The organism is Flavobacterium sp., assembly GCF_035456085.1.
Taxonomy (GTDB): domain Bacteria; phylum Bacteroidota; class Bacteroidia; order Flavobacteriales; family Flavobacteriaceae; genus Flavobacterium.
The window spans coordinates 31150-51416 of record NZ_DATIDY010000021.1; the positions used below are offsets into that span (position 1 = coordinate 31150).

At 32.0% G+C, this 20267-nt stretch carries 17 protein-coding genes; 5 read left to right on the plus strand and 12 right to left on the minus strand.

Going from position 1 to position 20267, the window contains the following annotated elements; translation table 11 throughout:
- Positions 1-36: 36 nt before the first annotated feature.
- Genes VLC96_RS01500 through VLC96_RS01515 form a run of 4 tightly spaced genes read right to left on the minus strand, consistent with a single transcriptional unit; the run spans position 37 to position 6647 of the window.
- Positions 37-1332 (minus strand): YaiO family outer membrane beta-barrel protein, encoded by a 1296-nt coding sequence (locus tag VLC96_RS01500; RefSeq protein WP_325260277.1) that lies wholly within the window; start codon positions 1330-1332, stop codon positions 37-39.
- Positions 1329-5147, minus strand: a complete 3819-nt coding sequence (locus tag VLC96_RS01505; protein WP_325260278.1) for a sulfatase-like hydrolase/transferase — start codon at positions 5145-5147, stop codon at positions 1329-1331. The genes VLC96_RS01500 and VLC96_RS01505 overlap by 4 nt, the downstream gene beginning before the upstream one ends.
- Positions 5148-5149: 2 nt before the next feature.
- Positions 5150-6244 carry a HEAT repeat domain-containing protein gene (locus VLC96_RS01510; protein ID WP_325260279.1) on the minus strand — a complete coding sequence of 365 codons (1095 nt, stop codon included), beginning with the start codon at positions 6242-6244 and terminating at the stop codon, positions 5150-5152.
- 34 nt (positions 6245-6278) lie between these two features.
- Positions 6279-6647, minus strand: coding sequence for a response regulator transcription factor (locus tag VLC96_RS01515; RefSeq protein WP_325260280.1), 369 nt, complete (start codon positions 6645-6647; stop codon positions 6279-6281).
- 668 nt (positions 6648-7315) lie between these two features.
- On the opposite strand from VLC96_RS01515, the gene VLC96_RS01520 reads away from it, so the two are divergent.
- Positions 7316-8080, plus strand: a complete 765-nt coding sequence (locus VLC96_RS01520) for a TIGR02757 family protein (RefSeq protein WP_325260297.1) — start codon at positions 7316-7318, stop codon at positions 8078-8080.
- 43 nt (positions 8081-8123) lie between these two features.
- Here the strand turns inward: VLC96_RS01520 and VLC96_RS01525 are convergent, their stop codons facing one another.
- Positions 8124-8807, minus strand: a complete 684-nt coding sequence (locus VLC96_RS01525) for an ABC transporter ATP-binding protein (protein WP_325260281.1) — start codon at positions 8805-8807, stop codon at positions 8124-8126.
- A gap of 105 nt (positions 8808-8912) precedes the next feature.
- On the opposite strand from VLC96_RS01525, the gene VLC96_RS01530 reads away from it, so the two are divergent.
- On the plus strand, positions 8913-9206 hold the full coding sequence (locus VLC96_RS01530; protein ID WP_325260282.1) for a hypothetical protein: 294 nt from the start codon (positions 8913-8915) through the stop codon (positions 9204-9206).
- Between the two features lie 20 nt (positions 9207-9226).
- Here the strand turns inward: VLC96_RS01530 and VLC96_RS01535 are convergent, their stop codons facing one another.
- From VLC96_RS01535 to VLC96_RS01560, 6 genes are all read right to left on the minus strand, one after another.
- On the minus strand, positions 9227-9532 hold the full coding sequence (locus VLC96_RS01535; RefSeq protein ID WP_325260283.1) for a DUF6787 family protein: 306 nt from the start codon (positions 9530-9532) through the stop codon (positions 9227-9229).
- An 89-nt stretch (positions 9533-9621) separates the two neighbouring features.
- Positions 9622-10056: a DUF6146 family protein gene (locus VLC96_RS01540; RefSeq protein WP_325260284.1), complete on the minus strand. Its 435-nt coding sequence runs from the start codon at positions 10054-10056 to the stop codon at positions 9622-9624.
- Positions 10057-10267: 211 nt separating this feature from the next.
- Positions 10268-10825 (minus strand): DUF937 domain-containing protein, encoded by a 558-nt coding sequence (locus tag VLC96_RS01545; RefSeq protein WP_325260285.1) that lies wholly within the window; start codon positions 10823-10825, stop codon positions 10268-10270.
- A 101-nt stretch (positions 10826-10926) separates the two neighbouring features.
- Positions 10927-11877: a D-2-hydroxyacid dehydrogenase gene (locus tag VLC96_RS01550; RefSeq protein ID WP_325260286.1), complete on the minus strand. Its 951-nt coding sequence runs from the start codon at positions 11875-11877 to the stop codon at positions 10927-10929.
- A 110-nt stretch (positions 11878-11987) separates the two neighbouring features.
- A complete protein-coding gene (gene serC / locus VLC96_RS01555; protein ID WP_325260287.1) occupies positions 11988-13058 on the minus strand; it encodes a 3-phosphoserine/phosphohydroxythreonine transaminase in 1071 nt (356 codons plus the stop codon).
- A gap of 124 nt (positions 13059-13182) precedes the next feature.
- Positions 13183-14241: an acyl-CoA reductase gene (locus tag VLC96_RS01560; RefSeq protein ID WP_325260288.1), complete on the minus strand. Its 1059-nt coding sequence runs from the start codon at positions 14239-14241 to the stop codon at positions 13183-13185.
- Positions 14242-14374: 133 nt separating this feature from the next.
- On the opposite strand from VLC96_RS01560, the gene VLC96_RS01565 reads away from it, so the two are divergent.
- On the plus strand, positions 14375-14725 hold the full coding sequence (locus tag VLC96_RS01565; protein WP_325260289.1) for a 4Fe-4S dicluster domain-containing protein: 351 nt from the start codon (positions 14375-14377) through the stop codon (positions 14723-14725).
- A gap of 167 nt (positions 14726-14892) precedes the next feature.
- A complete protein-coding gene (locus VLC96_RS01570; protein WP_325260290.1) occupies positions 14893-16056 on the plus strand; it encodes a hypothetical protein in 1164 nt (387 codons plus the stop codon).
- Positions 16057-16104: 48 nt separating this feature from the next.
- Here VLC96_RS01570 and VLC96_RS01575 read toward each other — a convergent pair whose 3' ends face one another.
- Positions 16105-18738: a TonB-dependent receptor gene (locus VLC96_RS01575; protein ID WP_325260291.1), complete on the minus strand. Its 2634-nt coding sequence runs from the start codon at positions 18736-18738 to the stop codon at positions 16105-16107.
- A gap of 222 nt (positions 18739-18960) precedes the next feature.
- Here VLC96_RS01575 and ychF point away from each other — a divergent pair, with 222 nt between their 5' ends.
- A complete protein-coding gene (gene ychF, locus VLC96_RS01580) occupies positions 18961-20055 on the plus strand; it encodes a redox-regulated ATPase YchF (RefSeq protein WP_325260292.1) in 1095 nt (364 codons plus the stop codon).
- Positions 20056-20267: the final 212 nt, after the last annotated feature.

Consider the following 20267-nt stretch of genomic DNA (forward strand, 5'->3'; position numbering starts at 1 on the left):
TGATTCATCCTTGACAACAATTGTGCCAAAGATTTATTATCTAAATCGAATATCCCAAGATAACGTAATAGTTGTTATCCAAAAATAGTTTCCCTGATCAAATGGGATTTCCTGATGAATAATTCCAGCTTGTGCGCCCCAGGCATTTTGTTTATTATTGGTTGAAAAATAATAACCAGCATTTATTTTTTGTGATTTTAGATTTACAATCCTATCATCATTTGCAAAATAATAATTCTGATTTAGTTCTGGAGAAATCCCAAATCCTGCATTTATTCCAAAATAATTATCGGCATCGTTGCGGTATTTTCGATAGGTTAGCGTAGCTGATGAGCTTAATCCATTATCTCCAGGAGTAAAATAGGGGCGTATTGACCAATAATCGTTTCCGTTGTACCAAGTCACAGAACCTGTATAGATCATGGTAGTTGAGTCATATTGCAAACCTCTAAATCCAAGCGAAACTTCAAAACCTTTTGGTAAGGATTTAAAAAGTTCAACACCATATCTATAATCAGGAAATAAAGAGGAATCTGATACGCCAAAGTTTAAGTAAGCATACATTCCTTTTGCAATTTTTGGATATAAATCGACTTCAAATTGGGTACCAAAATCGTCATAACTACTATTTGTATTTACTTTGGCAATAACACTGCCGTACTTGGTTTGGCGCGCATATTTTAGCGAGCTGTAAATCATAGGATCATAAATCTCAGAATAAAAATCGATTTCAGAAATGATACCAATTGTATTATTTCTAACCTTGTTTTCTATATTTGATTCCGTTTTTTCGATTGCTTCATTATTGACGATTTTGCTTGATGAAGTTTGTACGCCGCCAGCTGTCAATGCCGAAATCATCGTGGTTTCTTGAACCTTATTTTGCAATTCTAATATTTCGATGTCATTTGGAAATACAGTCAACGCTTTCTTAGACAATTTAAGTGCTTGGAACGGAAAGTCACCCCATATTTCATTTTTGATAGCCGCTACCCAAGTGGTTTTTATAGTGTGGGTTTTGGATAAAATATATTTAAATTCGGCTCTTGCTTTTAAATTATTTCCATCCCATGCATAGGTCGAAGCCAGAAATTCGCGAACATCATGATAATCGGGATATTTAGTCAAGATATGCAATAATGTATCCTGAGCTTGCTTTCTTTTATTGTTGAAAGCCAAATCACGAGCCGTTTTAAAAGAAACGTCAGGGTCGCCTTTATACGCTTTTTCTTGGCCAATCATTTGAAACGAACCTGAGAATAAAGATGTAATAAGAATGATATAGATTTTTTTAAAATTCCCGCATCTTTTTTTTGTAAGAGTAGACATCATTTATATTGCTTCTTTAAATTGGTTATTTTTTTAATTTTTATCACAATTTCAGGATTTTTTAGACCTCTTGACAAGGCTAGTTTCCCTGTTTCTATAGCTTTTTCATTTTGACCAGACCACCAATATAAATCCATCAGAGCCAAATAAGATTCTTCATGAGATGGTAATCTTTTAATTGCAATCAACAGTTCACTTTCTGCTTTTTTATATTCACCTTCTCGCGCTAATATTCTGGCTTTAAAAGCTCTTACGTCAGCATAATTGGGTAATTCATTTAATATAAAATCACAGACTAATAAAGTGGTTTTGTAATCTTTTTTGTTTGACAAATCTTTAGCTAATACAAATTTTTGTTCAGGATTTAGCCCTTTAGTTAACTTGTTTAGAGTGATCTGATCTTCTTTTGAAAATTGTATATCTTGTTGTTTGCTTAAATTTAATGATTTTGGAATGATTTTGCGTTTTTCTGTCAAATAAATATTCAGTTGTTTAAAAGCATTAAATTTATTAGTTATTGTATTTAAAACAATATCATCATTGATTCTTTCCGTATCAAAATTGTCTTTTATTTTATACAATTCCCCACTCGAATAAAGATAATCTTTATAAACATAATCATCAATAGTTCCCTTATTTCGAGTTAAAGGGATATCATGAATATTTCTGAATTCTTTTGAAGTGTCAAGTCCTGTTCCCATCCAGGCAGTTTTGTCTAATTTATTGAATTTGTAGTTGTTAAACAAAAAGGCAACCAAACTTGGTGTAACATCCCAGTGAGAAGAAACTGATTTAAACGATTCAGCTTTCTTAAGCATTGGGCTAAATATATATAATGGTACATGAAAGCGACACAATTTATCTTTTTGGACAATTGGAATTAACCGGTGATCTCCTGTAATTATGAAGATTGTGTTATTATAATCAGGCCTTTTAGCATATGCTTCCATGAAGTCTTTGATTGAATTATCAGTATAATTCAAACAAGCAAAAATGTCTTTATAGGAACTAATGTTTTCTTTTTGGGATTTAAGATTTGGATGTGAATCAATGATATTATCAATTCTTTTCAAATACTCTTTTTTCGTTGGAAAATCAAAAGGTTCGTGAGTGGTCAGGGTTTGAATAATATCCAATCGTGGAAATTTTATTTTATCTGTTTCGGAAAGTGCTTTCTTGAAAATTTCGGCATCAGGAAATCCCCAAGTAAAACCTCCGGAATTGGTTGGTGTTTGTATATATCCACGACCATAATTATATTTATCGACTACATTATCGATACCGTTTTGATCCAAAAATTTAATTTTTTTATCAAAACTAGAATCATCACCAGAGTAAAAGGAAGTTGTGTATTGATTAGCCTTGAGTACATTAATTAATGAAAGATGTGTTGGCAAAGTATTTAATTCTAAAAATCCATTTTCACCATACGGCAAAGAACCCAGTAATGATGGAAGTACAGCGTAAGTCCTTCCTCCGTTACTCAAAAAGTTCTCCCAATATAATGATTTCGAAATCATTGAATCTAAGTAAGGTGTAAATCCTGCATATTCGTTTTTGCCAATAAATTCGGCACCTAAACCTTCAACGACAATAAAAACAATATTTGGTTTTTCATCTGTAATATTAAAATAAGGAGCTAAAACATCTGGTGTTGATTCAAACGGTTTTAGCATCGGATATTCAGATTTGAATTTGATGGTTTGAATTTGATTGGCTAAATCTTTATTCTTTTCAAATTTTAGACTTTCGTTGGTAAGAAACGCCAATTTATTTTCGAATTTTGAGTCAGATACGTCAGAATAAAAAAGTTTTACACTACCCGTAATCATAAACAGTGTTGCTGTAATTCCTAAAATTATTTTTTTATTGTCCCATCTTGTAAAAGCCGAATTGATTCCAAAAAATATTAAAGGAATAATTATAAATGGCAAAAAGAACATAAGAGAAAATGTTTCTGATGCTGTTACAGCGAGGTACGTATCCGAGAAAGAATATCCTAATAAGTCCGCTCCTAAGTTGACATGTGTTGTCGAACTATATTTTACCAATGCAAATTGCACAAGTATAATCAGTATAAAAAGCATCCTCATGACTCGTACTGAAAAAGCTTTTAATATAAAACTCAGGATGATAAATAACGGTAAAAGCAGTGAACTCAATATTATGGCCGACCAAAAATCATTAATTAGTTGGTAGCCAATTTCCAACCCAATATTAGGGATAGTTATTCCACTTGATACCTTTGAATATGTTTCGTACCAAGTAGACAGTCCAAAAGTAATAATAAGCGAAATGGTGAGATACACATAATCGAAACGAAGAAGTATTTCGTTTTTAATTCTGGTTAAAAGTAATTTTCTTTTTTCGCTTTTGGTTAAAACGGCTTCAGGTGCTGCATTCATTCCCTTTCGAACCATCACTCCCCATTTCTTTTTCTTATTAAAATAATAATCGTTATTGCCTAAAATTGCTGCATATGTAATGGCAAGATGATTTGTAAAAGGTTCTAAAAACGCTATCATGATGAGCTTGTAACCCATCCCTTTTTTTCGATATTGACGATAAGTAAGTTCCTCTGTAATAATTGCAATTATTGAAAATAAAACAGAAAATAAATATGCAACTGTAAAAAACGAAAACATATAAAACCAATTGACATGGCCTATAAATATCAAAATAATAATATAGAATAGCCCAAGAACTTCAATAAGTGGAGCTAATCTTTCAAAAAAGAACCAATAGGGATAGCTCAGTATTCCCATGATGCCATACTTGGGATTAAATGCTATTTTTCTGTGCTTTTTTAGGACTTCTATTGTGCCACGTGTCCATCGATTGCGTTGCGATTTTAGTATTTTATAACTGTCAGGAACCTCCGTCCAGCAAAGTGGATCGGGTATATAGGCAACTTGATATTTTATTTTTTGCTCATGCATATGAGCCCTCATTCTTACGATGATTTCCATATCTTCGCCCACGGTTTTGGTGTCATAGCCGCCCACTTCGATGGCAATTTTTTTATCTAATAAACCAAAAGCTCCCGATATAACAAGTAAACCATTTAGTCTGGCCCAAGCCATTCGGCCTAGTAAAAAAGAACGTATGTATTCTAAAATTTGTCCTTTTACAATCCAACTATCTGGCATGTTTACTTCGAGCAATTTACCATCTTTTATAATGCACGAATTGGCTGTTCGTATTACACCTCCAGCTGCTATCACAACTTTATCTGTGGCTTCAAGAACAGGTTTGATGAGTTTTTGCAGTGAATCTTCGAGCAATAAACAATCAACATCTATACAGGCAACATATAGACTGTTACTTACATTGAGACCAACATTCAAAGCATCGGACTTGCCGCCGTTTTCTTTATCAACGACAATAAGTTTGTTAAAAGCTTTATTGGTTGATTTAAAAATTCCTGCTCGTAGCGGTTTGGTTTTTATTTGTTCATTGATAATAATATCGGTTTTAACCAAATCGTAAGCTTCAATAAGTTTTTCAAGACTGTCGTCTTTACTGCCATCATTAACCAAAATTACTTCGTAGTTTGAATAATGATTCGATAATAAAGAACGAACATTTTCTATAATGTTTAAACTTTCATTATAAGCTGGAGCGATTATAGATATAGAAGGTGCAAAATCAGATGATAATATTTTTTTATAGTTTACAAAAGTGTTTTTCTTCATGTATTCTTTTGCTTCTATCATAGAAAAAACCGACAGTAACAAATAGAAAATTATTAGTACCGTGGCATAGGTAAAGAATAAAAAATCGAATAGCCAAATAATATCATCAATGGTAATGTCCATAATTAATTATTTTCTAAATGTTTAATTATTTTGATGAATTCAGGATCTGTTGAAGTGCTTGTTATACTATTGTATATTTCTGTATCTATACTTTTTAATATTTGAAGGAGTGGTAATTTTATGGCAAAATTTTCATGGTGAATATGTTCCATTATAAAAGGTATATCCGTTGCTTCATAGATATTTTGCATCATCTCCATTAGAACAATTTGTTCGTCCTCATGAAGTGTGTTGAAATTTGTTTTTAGTAATTCTTTTGCGCTCAAAACATTCAGATAACTTAATACGTCAATAGCTTTTACGCGAACTGTTAGATTCGGATGTTGCAATAATGCTATCAGTTCCTCCTCAGCTTCCATCTGAATATATGTTTTTGCTAACTTTAATGTAAAAATGACCACCGAATCGTTTGAAGACTTGAGCCAAGGTTTAATATCTGGAATATCTTGCGAATCAAAACGATTCAATACCTCCATCAATTCTATCTGATCCCATTCAGATAAAGGCGCAGTTAAGGTATCCAAAAAAGCAAGTCCCTTGAAGTTAAATATGTTTAACAAATACAATTGTACTTCTTTATTTATTTGTTTTTTCGGATGATTTTTTAAGGCTGCAATAGCATTGTTGGCTTCTATAATATGAAACAAAGTAAGTTCTCTAATGCCTTCAACTACTTTATGCCACTTGCGACTTTTGAGTTTATTCATCGCATAAACTGATAGCCCTAATTGATGATAAAGTTTAAAAATCAAGTCAACAGTTTCTCCTGAAATTTCATTTCGCAACTTCAAAAAACTAGAAACCATTAGCTTCCTGTCAAATGGATTGTCCAAATGTTTTTTTAGCTTCTTTAAAATATCTTCCTGTTCGGGTGTGTTACCTTCATTTTCATCTTCTGAATATAAATAGGTGATCAGGTAAGTTTCGAATTTTGTTTTGAGAATCCTCTTTTTTCTTTTTTTGATTCTAATATTTGTTCTTAAAATTTTAATATAAACAATCAAAAGAATTATTGATAATAGAAAAAATAAACTAAAAATCCATATGAATAGAATAGCGTGAGACGAATTATTAAAATTCGAAGAGATAATATTCATATTTATTTTAATTTTTTTTCTATAACTTATAATTTTACCGCAATAGATTTTTAGTTCTAATTACCAATTCATTAGGACTAAATGGTTTACTCATAAAATCGGTAGCGCCAAGACTAAATGCTTGCGCCACAATCTCTTCCTGCCCAGCTGCAGAAAAGACAATAATTGGAGTTTGTGAGTGTAGTTTACTGCGAACATGGCTGATTACTTCTAATCCACTAATGAATGGCATCATGATATCAGTCAAAATCAAATCTGGATTTTGATTTTCAATAAAATCAACTGCTTCTTTCCCGTCTTTGGCAATAAGGAGTTTGTAGCCCTCTTTTTCTAACCTGAATTTTAGAAGCAAAGACAATACCGAATTGTCTTCAGCGAGAACTATTTTTTTATGATGTGGCATTTATATTCTGTTTTAGATTATAACTTGTTATGTTTGTTAATTAAATCAATAAGTAAATGATGAATTAAATTCATATTTCGAAGCGACAGTTTAGTCACTTTTTTTACTGTTTTATAATCTCTGGGGGTACGAGATTTGATTCGTGTAATGAATCTTTGCAATAAATATTAAATTGAAAAACAACAATTTTATATACACAAAATCTTTAAAATTAGACTTGTAATGTATTAATGTCCTATGTTAGTTTTTCTACTAATTTATTAAGCAAAAAAATAATTTTTGTTTTAACTTCAGGTGCAAAACTACAATATTTATCGTTTAAAATCATTTTTTATCGATTAAAGACATTAAATATTTTAAAATGAAAGTTAATAGTTACAAATAAATCATAATTTTCATTAAATTTGATCTAAAGCACTGTAATTTATTACATTACGAATTTTGTTTTTGATGGGTTTTTAGTGTTAAATAGTGTGAAAAACAAGGTTTTGGCAATAATTTTTTTTAAAAAACAATCAAAAAATGTCTCATTTAGGATAAAAGTAATTGATATAAAGTAAGTTTAGCTCAGGTGATATAAACTGTGTTTTTTGGCACAGTATTTATTTGTAATCTCAAAGAATTATATTTGTACAAAAATATTTTCCCTCAGCCTCTTTATCATGGTTATACCTAAAAATGAATTAAAAGATTTTCTTGATTCTAAAGTACTTCAATACAATACCATTGACTTTATAGAACCTGATCCCATTAGCGTGCCACATCGATACTCTTTGAAAGAAGATATCGAAATTGCTGGTTTTTTAGCTTCAACAATAGCGTGGGGAAACAGAAAAATGATTACCAAAAATGGACATAGAATGATGGATTTACTTGGCAATTCACCATTTGATTTTGTAATGGATCACAATGAATACCAACTGGAAAAATTAGAAGGTTTTGTCCACCGAACTTTTAATTCAGAGGATTTTAAATATTTTATAAAAGCTTTGAAACATTTATATTCTAATCACCAAGGTTTGGAATCTATTTTTGTAAATCACCAAACAGAAGATTCTCTTCAACCAGCAATTCATGCACTTAACGAGGCTTTCTTTGAAATTCCTCATCTCAACAGAACGAGAAAACATGTTGCAGATCCTTTAAAAGGTTCAGTTGCTAAACGAATTAATATGTGTTTGAGATGGTTTGTCCGAAACGATAATTCGGGAGTAGATTTGGGTATTTGGAAAAACATATCGCCCTCCAAACTTTCTTGCCCTTTAGATGTTCATTCTGGCAATGTAGCCAGAAAGTTAGGCTTATTAGATAGAAAACAAAACGATGGAAAAGCGCTGTTAGAATTAGACACAAATTTAAGATTACTGGATCCAAATGACCCGGTAAAATATGATTTTGCTTTATTTGGATTAGGAATTTTTGAAGGGTTTTAACCATATAAAAAACATAGTTTTGAATCACTTTCCTTAGATAAAACTATGGATTACTAATCTGCCCATCTACCATAATTAATTTTCGATCAGCCATATTAGCCAATTCTTCATTATGAGTCACAATCACAAACGTTTGCCCAAATTCATCTCTAAGCTGAAAAAATAATTGATGCAAATTCTCTGCCGAATGGGTGTCTAGATTCCCAGAAGGCTCATCGGCAAAAATAACGTCAGGTTTATTGATTAAGGCTCTTGCAACAGCTACACGTTGTTGTTCGCCGCCCGAAAGTTCGTTTGGTTTATGATTAATTCTGTGAGAAAGTCCTAAATATTCTAATAGTTTTTTGGCTTCTTTTTCGGTTTCTTGTTTGGATTTATTAGCGATGAAAGCTGGAATACAAACATTCTCCAAAGCCGTAAATTCAGGTAATAATTGATGAAACTGAAAAATAAAACCCAAATTCAAATTTCTGAATTTAGACAACGTTTTATCATTCATTTTCAAAATGTCTTCTTTGTTTATATGTAAGGAAGCATTATTTTGATTTTCGTTTTCTTTTGTAAGACTTGGTTTGTCTAATGTACCTAATATTTGTAAAAGTGTCGTTTTTCCAGCTCCTGAAGCTCCAACTATAGAAACGATTTCCCCTTTTTTTATATGCAAATCGACCCCTTTTAATACTTCAAGCTGATCGTAAAATTTATGTATGTTCTTTGCGTGTATCATTTTATGCCAATTATAAATTATGATTTAGGGCGGTATTTCTTGATGTCAACTATTTTTACAAAGAAACAAAGTATTTGTATATTTATAATTATCAAATTTCAGAATATGGAAAATAAAAATGAAATTGCAACAGACGAAAATTTAAAGAATAAGAAACTAATTTTAGGACTCGTTTTTGATGCTATCGGAATGCTTTCGTTTACAATTCCTGGAATTGGTGAATTTGGCGATGTAGTCTGGGCACCATTGGCTGGTTTTTTGATGACCAAAATGTACAAAGGGAGAGTAGGCAGGATGGCTGGTTTCTTGACTTTTTTGGAAGAAATATTACCGTTTACAGATATAATTCCTTCTTTTACATTGACTTGGCTCTATACGTATTGGTTTAAAAAGAAATGAAAATAAGAGAAATTCGATTGTTATTCTTTAAAAATAAAACCTAGTCCAATACTTTTGAGCATTCTTTTCGAGAAAGGAAAGAAGAATTTGGATTGACCAAAAATATATCCAAACACCATTAATAAAAAAGGATAAAGAGGTAAAACTAAAACCAGCAAAATTAAATAGTATAAAAACCAATGAACGTTATGTTTATATAAGCCAAAATAATTTAAAACATAACCCGAAATTTTTGCAGATAAAGAACCGTTTATAGCAAAAACAATAAATATTATTACTATTTGCCAATTGGATGTTATTCCCCAACGTTGTTTTAATCCTTTCATTAATATGCAATTTCCTTTTTTACAAATATACTAGGTTTTGTGGTTTATAGCATTTAAAGTTTCGTCAAAAAATACTTTGATTCCAATTTTTATCTTGGCGGAACCCGTCCGTATAATCTTTGATTGTATTTGTTTTGAAAATAAATCATGTAGTTATAAATTAGATAATTTACTTCATAGCCATAATTAATATTTGGATCATAGTTGATGGTCATTTCGTATAAATTCGGAGAATATTTTTGTGGTTGAAGAACCCGGTTATTCCATTCTAAAACGTAAAAAAGATTTTTGTTTTCTAAATAGCTTTGAGAATAATATCCTCTTGGATAAGCGGTTGATTGTAACCAGAAATCAAAACCAGGTTCAATAATGATAACCTCATATTCTAATTCTTCGTTAACAATTTTTATAGTGTCATTACTAGTTGTAGCTTTTGGTTTTTCAATGTTTGCAACTTGGGATTTCGAAGTGCTGCAAGCGATAATTGTCAAAAGAATGATGAATATGTAAATTGAATTTTTCATGATTCTAAAATTAACGATTAACAATAATTTATTTTAAGTAAAATTACGCTTTTTTGTTGATTTAGAGCCTGTTTTAAATCTTGGATTATGTTTGATAAAAAACTTTACAAGCTTTAAATAATAGGTAAAATTCATTTAAATCTATCTAAAAAAAAAGACACTTACAAAAGTGTAAATGTCTATTAATAAATTTTTAAAATCGAATTAAATTCTATCTTCCAAAAAGTCTCCCCAGAAATCCGCCAATTCCCCCTTTGCTTTTTGTGGCAACAATTGCATCGGAAATATCTAATTTTCCATCAGCATTTTGGTCCAGGCCAAATTGTGCTCCGTATTTTGAAATAGCATCCATTATACTCGACCCTTGTGCGCCACCACCTGAAATAGAGTTAATTATATCAGTAATTTGAAAACTATCATTTGGGTCGTTAGCTTTGTTTACCAAACTACCAAGAACTTTAGGAATCAAACTTCCTGCAACACCAGCTGCAGCACTACTACTCAAACCAAATTTTTCTCCCAAACTTCCACTTAGCTGTTGTGTGATTTGTTGAACCGCTGGATTTGAAGGATCTTGCACGTTGTTTCCTTTTAATAAACCTGCAAGTTGATTAACATTTCCACTGCTAGCCATTTTTTCTAAACTCGCAAAAATAGAGTTTCCAGCTTCTTCCATTACAGCTTCATTATGTTCATTGGGAACGGCATCGTTATTCACAACTGCTTCCTGACCAAATTGTTGTACTAATTGGGTTAATTGTTCAAACATAGTTTTTTGATTTAAGGTTACTATCAAATGTAGTCAAAAAAAAAGTTAGAAATTATTATTGAACTTAATAATTTCTAACTAATGTGTTTTAAATCAAATGTTTACTTTAGTAATTCTATGATTTGATGTGCTAATTCTATTCCAATTCGGTCTTGAGCTTCTCCTGTAGCTGCTCCGATATGTGGAGACAATGAGATTTTTGGATTCATCAAAATGGTAATTTCCGGATTTGGTTCATTTTCAAAAACATCCAAACCTGCAAATGATACTTTGCCATTATCCAAAGCTTCAACCAATGCAACTTCATCAATGGCACCTCCTCGCGCACAGTTGATGATTCCAACTCCGTCTTTCATGAGTTCAAAATCTTTTTCGCCAATCACGTAATCGTCTTGAGCCGGAACGTGTAACGAAATAAAATCAGATTCTTTAAAAAGTGATTCTAAAGATTGAGAAACAAGCGAAATACTTATAGTTTGTCCATCAAAAAAATGGATTTTCAAATCTTTATGAGGAACATCAGTATCGCTATAAATAACCTTCATTCCAAGACCGATAGCCATTTTCGCAGTAGCTTTTCCGATGCGTCCCATGCCAATTATTCCAAGTGTTTTGCCTTTTAGTTCAACACCGTTCGCATAGGCTTTTTTTAGTTCATTAAAATGCGTATCGCCTTCCAAAGGCATATTTCTATTCGAATCATGCAGGAATCGTACACCAGTAAACAAATGGGCAAAAACCAATTCAGCCACCGATTCTGATGAAGAGGCTGGTGTGTTTATAATATGAATGTTTTTGCTTTCGGCATATTCAACGTCAATATTATCCATTCCAACGCCGCCACGGCCAATGATCTTCAAACCCGGACAAGCATCAATAATGTCTTTGCGAACTTTGGTTGCACTGCGAACCAACAGAACACTTATGTCGTTTTTATTGATAAAATTAGCAACTTGTTCCTGTGCTACTTTTGTGGTAATAACTTCAAAACCGGCTTTTTCTAAAGCATCAATTCCGCTATTCGAAATTCCGTCGTTTGCTAATATCTTCATTTAATTTTTTTGGTTTAAAATATTAAATAAGTTTAAAGTTTAAGGTTTAAGGTTGTTGGATCCTTCCATTAGGAAAGTTGAGTAACTTTAAACATTAAACAAAAATAACTTTAAACTTCGCTTTCTAAATTTTTCATAACATCAACAAGAACTTGTACACTTCCTATTGGCATAGCGTTATAGATAGAAGCTCTGTAACCACCCACAGAACGATGTCCTGGCAATCCTGAAATTCCTGCTGCTTTCCATAATTCGTCAAATTTAGCAGTATGTGATTCGTCGTTTAATAAGAAAGTAGCATTCATATTAGAACGGTCTTCAATAGCAACAGTTCCTCTAAATAATGGATTTCTATCTATTTCAGCATAAAGGAGAGCAGCTTTTGCATCATTGATTTTTTCGATAGCCTCAATTCCGCCTATTTTTTTTAACCATTGTAAAGTTAATAATGACGCATAAACTGGGAAAACAGGAGGAGTATTGTACATACTGTCTGCTTTGATATGTTTTTCATAGTCAAGCATACTTGGAATAGTACGGCCTGTTTTTCCAAGAATTTCTTCTTTAATAACCACCAAAGTTGCTCCGGCAGGTCCCATATTTTTTTGCGCTCCTGCGTAAATGATATCAAATTTTGAAAAATCTATTTTTCTAGAAAAAATATCAGAACTCATATCGCAAACAATTGGGATATTGGTTTCTGGAAATTCTTTCATTTGTGTTCCAAAAATAGTGTTGTTGCTAGTACAGTGAAAATAATCTGCATCGGCAGGTATTGTATATCCTTTTGGAATATGATTGTAATTTTGTTCTTTTGAAGAAGCAACAATAACAGTTTCTCCAAAAAACTTAGCTTCTTTTATTGCTGCTGAAGACCAAGTTCCTGTATCTAAATAAGCTGCTTTTCCATTCTCTTTCATCAAATTATAAGGAACCATTAGGAATTCTAAACTAGCTCCTCCACCAAGAAATATAGCTTTATATCCTTTTCCTTTTAAATCCAAAAGTTCTAAAACTAATTCTCTCGCTTCTTCCATTACGGCAACAAAATCTTTACTACGATGCGAAATTTCTAATAGTGATAAACCAGAATTATTAAAATTTAAAATGGCTTGTGCTGATTTTTCAAAAACTTCTTGTGGTAAAATACATGGTCCTGGGCTGTAATTGTGTTTTTTCATGGTTTTGTTGCTTTTTTTAGTTGTTCAAACTTAGTTTATAGCTGAATTTTTTAAAGTGCAAATTTCGGGAATACGATACGAATAACCATTAAATTATTCGTAATAATGTAAAAAAAATATTGAATTATATTGTTAATAAAAACGCTACTGTATCCACGTTGTCTGCATAATCCCATAAATTGGGCTTTTGGGTAGTTCCAAATGGAATACTGTTTTTTACGATATTATTACTTACGACACATTGAATATGATCTACATCATTATCTAAGCGATTCTGCAAATCGGCTACGTTTTCATAATATTCATAAAATACGCTCGAAATAGGGGAGCTGTAACTCGAATCTTCTTTGATGGTCAAGAATCCGTTGTCCAATAATTGAAAATTACTCATCAAAAAAACAGCTTTATTGTAATCATAATTATTGGCGTATTTTTCATAATGAATGATATCCTGATATTCGAAAATGGCGTCAAAAAAAGCATCAAATGAATAGCCTCTTGGAACAAAAAGTTTAGAGACATTACGGCATCCCAATCCAAAGTATCTAAAAATATCTTCGCCCAATGCAATTAATTGTTCTTTGGTTTCGTCACCATTTAAAACAGCAACCGAATTTCTATTTTTTCTAATGATTGATGGTTTGTCTTTGAAATAATATTCAAAATAACGGGCAGTATTATTACTTCCGGTCGCAATTACGGCATCAAAATTTTCTAATTTTCCTTCAACAAATGAGATTTTATTTTTGAAATCAGGTTCTAAAGCAATTAAATAATTAGCCAGAAAAGGCAATAAATGTTGGTCGTTTGAAGATGTTTTTACCAGAACATCATGACCAGTAATTAATACAGAAATAAAATCATGAAAACCAACAAGCGGAATATTTCCTGCCAGCACCAAAGCGACTTTTTTGGGTTTCACATTATTCAAATCATATTGAGAAAGCCATTGGGTTAAATTTTCTTCTGATAAAGCTTCTGCCCATGAATTAATTGCAAAATAAACTTGTTCTGGAGTGTACCAACCATTATGAGATTGAGATAGTTGAATTAAATCAATAAATTTTTCAAAAAATAAATCATTACCAAATACAGTTTCGTCTCTAGTGATATTCCCGTCTTTAAATTGATTCAGGAATTTTCCTAATTTAACAAATGTGTTTTTTTTTGTATCTAATGTCATAATGTTTGTTTATGAAAAGTTTTGATTGTAATTTTGCACAAAAATAAGCTATAATAAGTCGAAAGACAAAAGTCTTAATGTCAAAAGTTACTTGACATGAGTTTTTTAACCTCGAATAATAAAAAAAGAACAAATGGCAATTATAATAACCGACGAATGCATTAATTGTGGGGCTTGCGAACCAGAGTGCCCAAATACAGCTATATATGAAGGAGCAGATGATTGGAGATATAAAGATGGTACAAAATTAAGAGGAAAAGTAATTTTGCCAGATGGGACAGAAGTAGATTCTGATGAGCCACAAACACCAATCTCGGATGAAATTTATTACATCGTACCAAGCAAATGTACAGAGTGTAAAGGTTTTCATGATGAACCACAATGTGCCGCAGTTTGCCCTGTGGATTGTTGTATACCTGATGATAATCATGTAGAAGATGAAGAAACGTTGTTGAACAGACAAGCATTTTTACATAACGAATAGTTATATATTTTCAGTATTTAATATAAAACCTGCATTAAACGTGCAGGTTTTTTTGTTTTCTTAACTATTTTTTTGCTTTTTTTTGGTTTGAAAATACTTATTATAATTTTTTTCCATATTTTTAAAGAGCCTTTTGAATAAGGGTCAATTGCTCCAAACTTTTTTATATGAGAAAAATATTTCTTTTACTTCACATTATTGTGTGTTTTAGTGCTTTTTCACAAACCCATGAAAAAAAAGTAATATTGTTAGATGAAGACTCCAATTTGCCTATAGATGATGCGATAGTGTTAGTTTTAAAAACCAAACAGGTTTTAATGTCTAATGAAGAAGGTGTAATCTCATTTGAAATCAAAGGCGGATCAAATTTAAAAGTAACACATTCATCATATTTACCAATTATTATAAAATGGGCCTCGCTAAATCAGGAAGAAAATGTTTTTTATATGAAAAGCAAACTCACTGGATTAGACGATATCGTTATTACACATAAAGAACCAAAAGAAATAATAAAAGAATTAGTTGCCAATTCCGTTAAAACATTAAATGTTCCAGCTCGATTGAAAGTATATTCAAGAGAGTTTTTTAAATTAAATGACGAATACACCTATTTCGCTGACGGACTTATTAACTTTCAATTATACAAAGAAGATAAAAAGGTTAAATCGGTTTTGTTATTAGAACAAAATAGATCTTTTGGTTTGGTTGAAGATATAGATACATCCGATTTGTTGGGCTACAACTTAAATGGAATGATGGAGAAATATTATATGTTTTCCGTTTTGAAACCCTTGTTGGATGATGAAGTACGCAAGAAATATAGTTTTGTTGTAAAAGTAAATCCTTCCAATCAAGATTATAATTATATCGCTGCAACTCCAATTGTCGAAGGAGAAACCACCGAAATATTAGACGATTTTAAAATTGTTTATGATGTTAAAAAGAAATTAATTGTTGAGGTTAATGCCGTAGCATCGCCCTCAACTTTGAGATCTCTTAAGGAAAATACAGCTAAGGGTTTTAGAAATATTGTCAGATCGGAGTTTAAAACATTATACAGTTGTGACCTCGGAAATTACTATCTGATAAGTTCCAATGAAGAAATTAATTTTAAAGTGAATAAAGGAAATGAAGTGAAAAATATTGAAGTCATAAATAATTTGGTAACTACAAATTTTAATATTCAAAATTTCACTTACAAAGAGTCTCAGGTTTTTAAAGATAAAACACTATTCAATGCCAAAGATTCTATCCTGACTGAATATTGGAATGTTTCTGGATTGACTCCTACAGCCAAAGAGACAGAAATTATAAATGATATTAGTAAATAAAACAAAGGACTTCCATCTGAAAGTCCTTTGTTTTTAGCTTGTGTTTTCTTAGAAAGTAAAACCTAATCTGGCGTAGTAAAAAGCTCCACTGAAACCCATTTGCACAGCGTCCCAATATCCACCAGCTTCTGTACTACCTATTTCATCTTGTTTAGTTGGATAAATATTAAAAAGGTTATTACATCCAATACTTAGTTTTATTTCTTTTGATAATTGATAACCCGCAGTCAGATCAGTAATGGTTTTTTGATGGTAAACATCGTCAGCTCCATCATAATCTACTAAAACTACTTCACTAAAATGAGTTAAAGTCAAACCAGCATCAAATTTTTTGATAGCATAATTAAGATTTAAGCTGAATTTATTTTCAGGTGCTGAAGCCTGTAAAAAAGCTTTTTCGCGTGCACCGAAGAAAGTTTCTTCATCTAACGCTCCATTCAAAACTTTAGTTATTTTCATATTGTTGATGTTTCCAACCAAATTAGCTCCAAAAGTCGATGCCCCAAAAGTTTTTCTCCATGAAAACACTATGTCCAATCCATAAGTTTCTGTATCAACACCGTTTGCAAAAAATTGTGCTTCTGAAACTCCTAAATTCAAATTTGATGCATCAAAATAACCGGTAAGTACAATTCTATCTTTAACACCAATATAATAACCATCAACTGTAGCTGTAAAATCTCCAAAATTTGCAGCAAACCCTAAAGAGGCATTGACAGCTTTTTCTTCGTTTAATTTTTGAATTCCAAAAGCTTTAGTCACAGGACTATCGTTGGATGAAAGTAAAACATCTGTTGCGCCACTTGAGTTAAAGTTTGTGAAGCTTAAATTGTAATAGATTTGTGCCAACGATGGAGCTCTAAATCCAGTACTTATCGATCCTCTAAGATTAAGATTCTTTCCTAATTTTAGTCTACTGGCTAATTTTCCGTTTAAAGTACTGCCAAAATCGCTATAGTTTTCAAATCTCGCTGCAGCACTAACTAGAAAATCATCGGTAATATCAAATTCGGAATCAGCATACAAGGAAAAATTAGTTCTGCTTTCATTTACAGCATTTGCAGGGCTGTAACCAGGAAATCCTTGTGATCCTCCGGGTCTTGGTTCACCAGAAATAGGATCAATTGGTGCTGATTGATTTTCAGGATCGGTTATTGGTATTCCTTTTGTATCATAGGTGGCATAAGACCCCTGTTCGCCAGCAAAAATATCGAATGTCTCAGTTCTGAATTCAGCTCCAAAAGCTAAGTTCATTCCTTTTAAAACGCTATCATAGTTTTTTGAAAAATCAAAATTGGTAGTGTTTTGGCTTAATGAGTGACCCCCAGCATCAAATTCGGTAGGAGAGGCATTTTCTAATGAAGCATTTATAGTTCCTTTTATATAGTAGTGAAAAAAGTTTTTGCCATATGTATTACTAAAATCTATTTTCCATCCGCTATCGGTTTTAGTCCTAAACCCTGCCGCTACAGAGTTGTCTATAATATTGGAGGTAATTCTAGGCGTGTATCCGCCAGGATAGATAGATTCTACAACTCTTTCGCCATCATTTCTTGTAAATGCATAAGCATCAGTATTTCTAAAATCTCTTCCTCCAAAAGCATAAAATTCTGTTTTATCAGAAACCGGAATAACCATATTTCCAAAAAAGTTAAAACCTTCTACCTCTGCATCTCCAAAACCTTTTCTAAAATCATAAGCTGGTCGTAAAGTCTTGTCGGTTTTGATGTATTCTGTAGTAAAATTGGCAAATCCGCCTTTTTCACCAATACCAAATCCATAATTAGCCGTCAGAGAAACAGAACCTCCATCAAAGGATTTGTCTTTTCCGTATGAATTTCCATAACCGTTTTCGTCTAGTCTGAAACCCTCTGTATTAGGCGTTCCCGGAAGAAAATCACCTTTGGCTTTTGCATTATAAGCACCATAAGTTACCGTTCCGGTTAGTTCGTCTACTTTATCATTCAACACTAAATTGATTACACCAGCAATAGCATCAGAGCCATATTGAGCAGCTGCTCCATCGCGCAAAATTTCAATTCTTTTTACGGCAGATGATGGAATGGCATTCAAATCAGTTCCAGTATTCCCGCGACCTCTGGTTCCAAAAAGATTAATAAGAGAAGATTGATGTCTGCGTTTTCCATTAATTAATACTAATGTTTGATCAGGTCCCATTCCTCTAAGTGTAGCTGGAATAATATGGTCGGCTCCATCAGACCCAGATTGTTTACTGGCATTAAATGAAGGTGCCGCATATTGTAACATGGAATTAATCTCAATTTTTCCACTTTGCTTCACAACATCTTTAATATTTATCATATCAATTGGTACCGCTGAAGTGGTTACTGTTCTTTTAACATTTCTGGAACCGACAACCTGAACTTCTTGGAGTTCTTGTTCACCTTCTTGAGATAAAACTAAATTGATTATTGGTCCATCTACATTTTTGGTAATGCTTTTGTAGCCAATATAACTAAAAATCAAACTTGCGCCTTCACTTACGTTTAGTTTATAGCTACCATCCATTTCGGTAGAAACGCCATTTTTAGTTCCTTTCTCAATAACATTTACCCTAGGCAGCGGATTGCCACTTTTGTCTTTCACAACTCCTGACACTTCTTTTTGTCCCAACATCAATGTGACGTTTAACAAAAAGAATAATTGCATAATTTTTTTCATAATTGGTTTGATTTGTTAGTATTGATTGAATTTTTGTCTAAATATAAGACTATTTTAACAAAAACATTGAAATATATTCGAAAAATATTGATAAACGAATAAAAATTATTAATCTTAAAAAATTGTTTTACAAGCATTTTTAAATCTTATATTTGCAGACTTTAAAAAAGGAATAACTAAAAAACGAGTAACAGCAAACTGTTATTTGTAAATATATATACCATGAAAGCAGGAATTGTAGGATTACCAAATGTTGGAAAATCAACATTATTCAATTGTTTATCGAATGCAAAAGCGCAAAGTGCCAACTTTCCGTTTTGTACTATTGAACCAAATATTGGAGTTGTAAACGTTCCAGATCCAAGAATCAATAAATTGGAAGAATTAGTTAAACCAGAGCGTGTTCAAATGGCGACTGTCGATATTGTGGATATTGCAGGTTTGGTAAAAGGAGCTAGTAAAGGTGAAGGTTTGGGAAACCAATTTCTTGGAAATATCAGAGAATGCAACGCGATTATTCACGTTTTGCGTTGTTTTGACAATGATAATATTGTTCACGTTGATGGAAATGTAAATCCAATCCGTGATAAAGAAACGATTGATATTGAGTTGCAATTAAAAGACTTAGAGACAGTTGAAAAACGTTTGGAAAAAGTAAATCGTGCAGCTAAAACCGGAAACAAAGAAGCGCAAACTGAAAAAGCACTTTTAGACCGAATCAGAGAAGCTCTTTTGCAAGCAAAATCAGCTAGAACAGTAATTCCTCAAAACAATGACGAAGAAGTTTTGATGGAAAGTTTCCAATTAATTACTACAAAACCAGTTTTGTATGTTTGTAATGTTGATGAAAATTCAGCGGTAAGTGGAAATAAATATGTTGATCAAGTTCGTGAATTAGTAAAAGACGAAGATGCTGAAGTAATCATTCTTTCTGTAGGAGCTGAGGCTGATATTACTGAACTTGAAAGCTATGAAGAACGTCAGGTTTTCCTAGAAGATATGGGGTTAACAGAGCCAGGTTCATCAGTTTTAATTCGTGCTGCTTACAAATTATTGAAACAACAAACTTATTTCACAGCTGGTGTAAAAGAAGTTCGTGCCTGGACTATCAATATCGGAGCAACTGCGCCACAAGCTGCTGGAGTTATCCATACTGATTTTGAAAAAGGTTTTATCCGTGCTGAGGTTATTTCATACGAAGACTACGTTCATTACGGTTCAGAAGCGAAAGCCAAAGAAGCAGGTAAATTTAAAGTTGAAGGAAAAGAGTATATTGTAAAAGATGGTGATGTAATGCATTTCCGTTTCAACGTTTAAGAAGAAAATAGAAAATAGAATTATGAACAACCGTCTCGTCAAAAAAAAAACGAGACGGTTTTTTTTTGTGCTTTCTGAAATCTGTAATTAATTGATTTTAAATTTTTTATTGTTTGGCAGTAAATTTCAATATTCTTCAAGGATATATTTTATCTTTTTTGTCTTTTGTTTTTTTTTAAAATAATAATAGTTTTGCGCCTCAATTTAACCCC

Bases quoted from the DNA above. Each gene is read 5' to 3' on its own strand.
- VLC96_RS01500 (WP_325260277.1), bottom strand. From the start codon at position 1,332: ATGATGTCTACTCTTACAAAAAAAAGATGCGGGAATTTTAAAAAAATC.
- VLC96_RS01505 (WP_325260278.1), bottom strand. From the start codon at position 5,147: ATGGACATTACCATTGATGATATTATTTGGCTATTCGATTTTTTATTC.
- VLC96_RS01510 (WP_325260279.1), bottom strand. From the start codon at position 6,244: ATGAATATTATCTCTTCGAATTTTAATAATTCGTCTCACGCTATTCTA.
- VLC96_RS01515 (WP_325260280.1), bottom strand. From the start codon at position 6,647: ATGCCACATCATAAAAAAATAGTTCTCGCTGAAGACAATTCGGTATTG.
- VLC96_RS01525 (WP_325260281.1), bottom strand. From the start codon at position 8,807: ATGATACACGCAAAGAACATACATAAATTTTACGATCAGCTTGAAGTA.
- VLC96_RS01530 (WP_325260282.1), top strand. From the start codon at position 8,913: ATGGAAAATAAAAATGAAATTGCAACAGACGAAAATTTAAAGAATAAG.
- VLC96_RS01535 (WP_325260283.1), bottom strand. From the start codon at position 9,532: ATGAAAGGATTAAAACAACGTTGGGGAATAACATCCAATTGGCAAATA.
- VLC96_RS01540 (WP_325260284.1), bottom strand. From the start codon at position 10,056: ATGAAAAATTCAATTTACATATTCATCATTCTTTTGACAATTATCGCT.
- VLC96_RS01545 (WP_325260285.1), bottom strand. From the start codon at position 10,825: ATGTTTGAACAATTAACCCAATTAGTACAACAATTTGGTCAGGAAGCA.
- VLC96_RS01550 (WP_325260286.1), bottom strand. From the start codon at position 11,877: ATGAAGATATTAGCAAACGACGGAATTTCGAATAGCGGAATTGATGCT.
- serC (WP_325260287.1), bottom strand. From the start codon at position 13,058: ATGAAAAAACACAATTACAGCCCAGGACCATGTATTTTACCACAAGAA.
- VLC96_RS01560 (WP_325260288.1), bottom strand. From the start codon at position 14,241: ATGACATTAGATACAAAAAAAAACACATTTGTTAAATTAGGAAAATTC.
- VLC96_RS01565 (WP_325260289.1), top strand. From the start codon at position 14,375: ATGGCAATTATAATAACCGACGAATGCATTAATTGTGGGGCTTGCGAA.
- VLC96_RS01570 (WP_325260290.1), top strand. From the start codon at position 14,893: ATGAGAAAAATATTTCTTTTACTTCACATTATTGTGTGTTTTAGTGCT.
- VLC96_RS01575 (WP_325260291.1), bottom strand. From the start codon at position 18,738: ATGAAAAAAATTATGCAATTATTCTTTTTGTTAAACGTCACATTGATG.
- ychF (WP_325260292.1), top strand. From the start codon at position 18,961: ATGAAAGCAGGAATTGTAGGATTACCAAATGTTGGAAAATCAACATTA.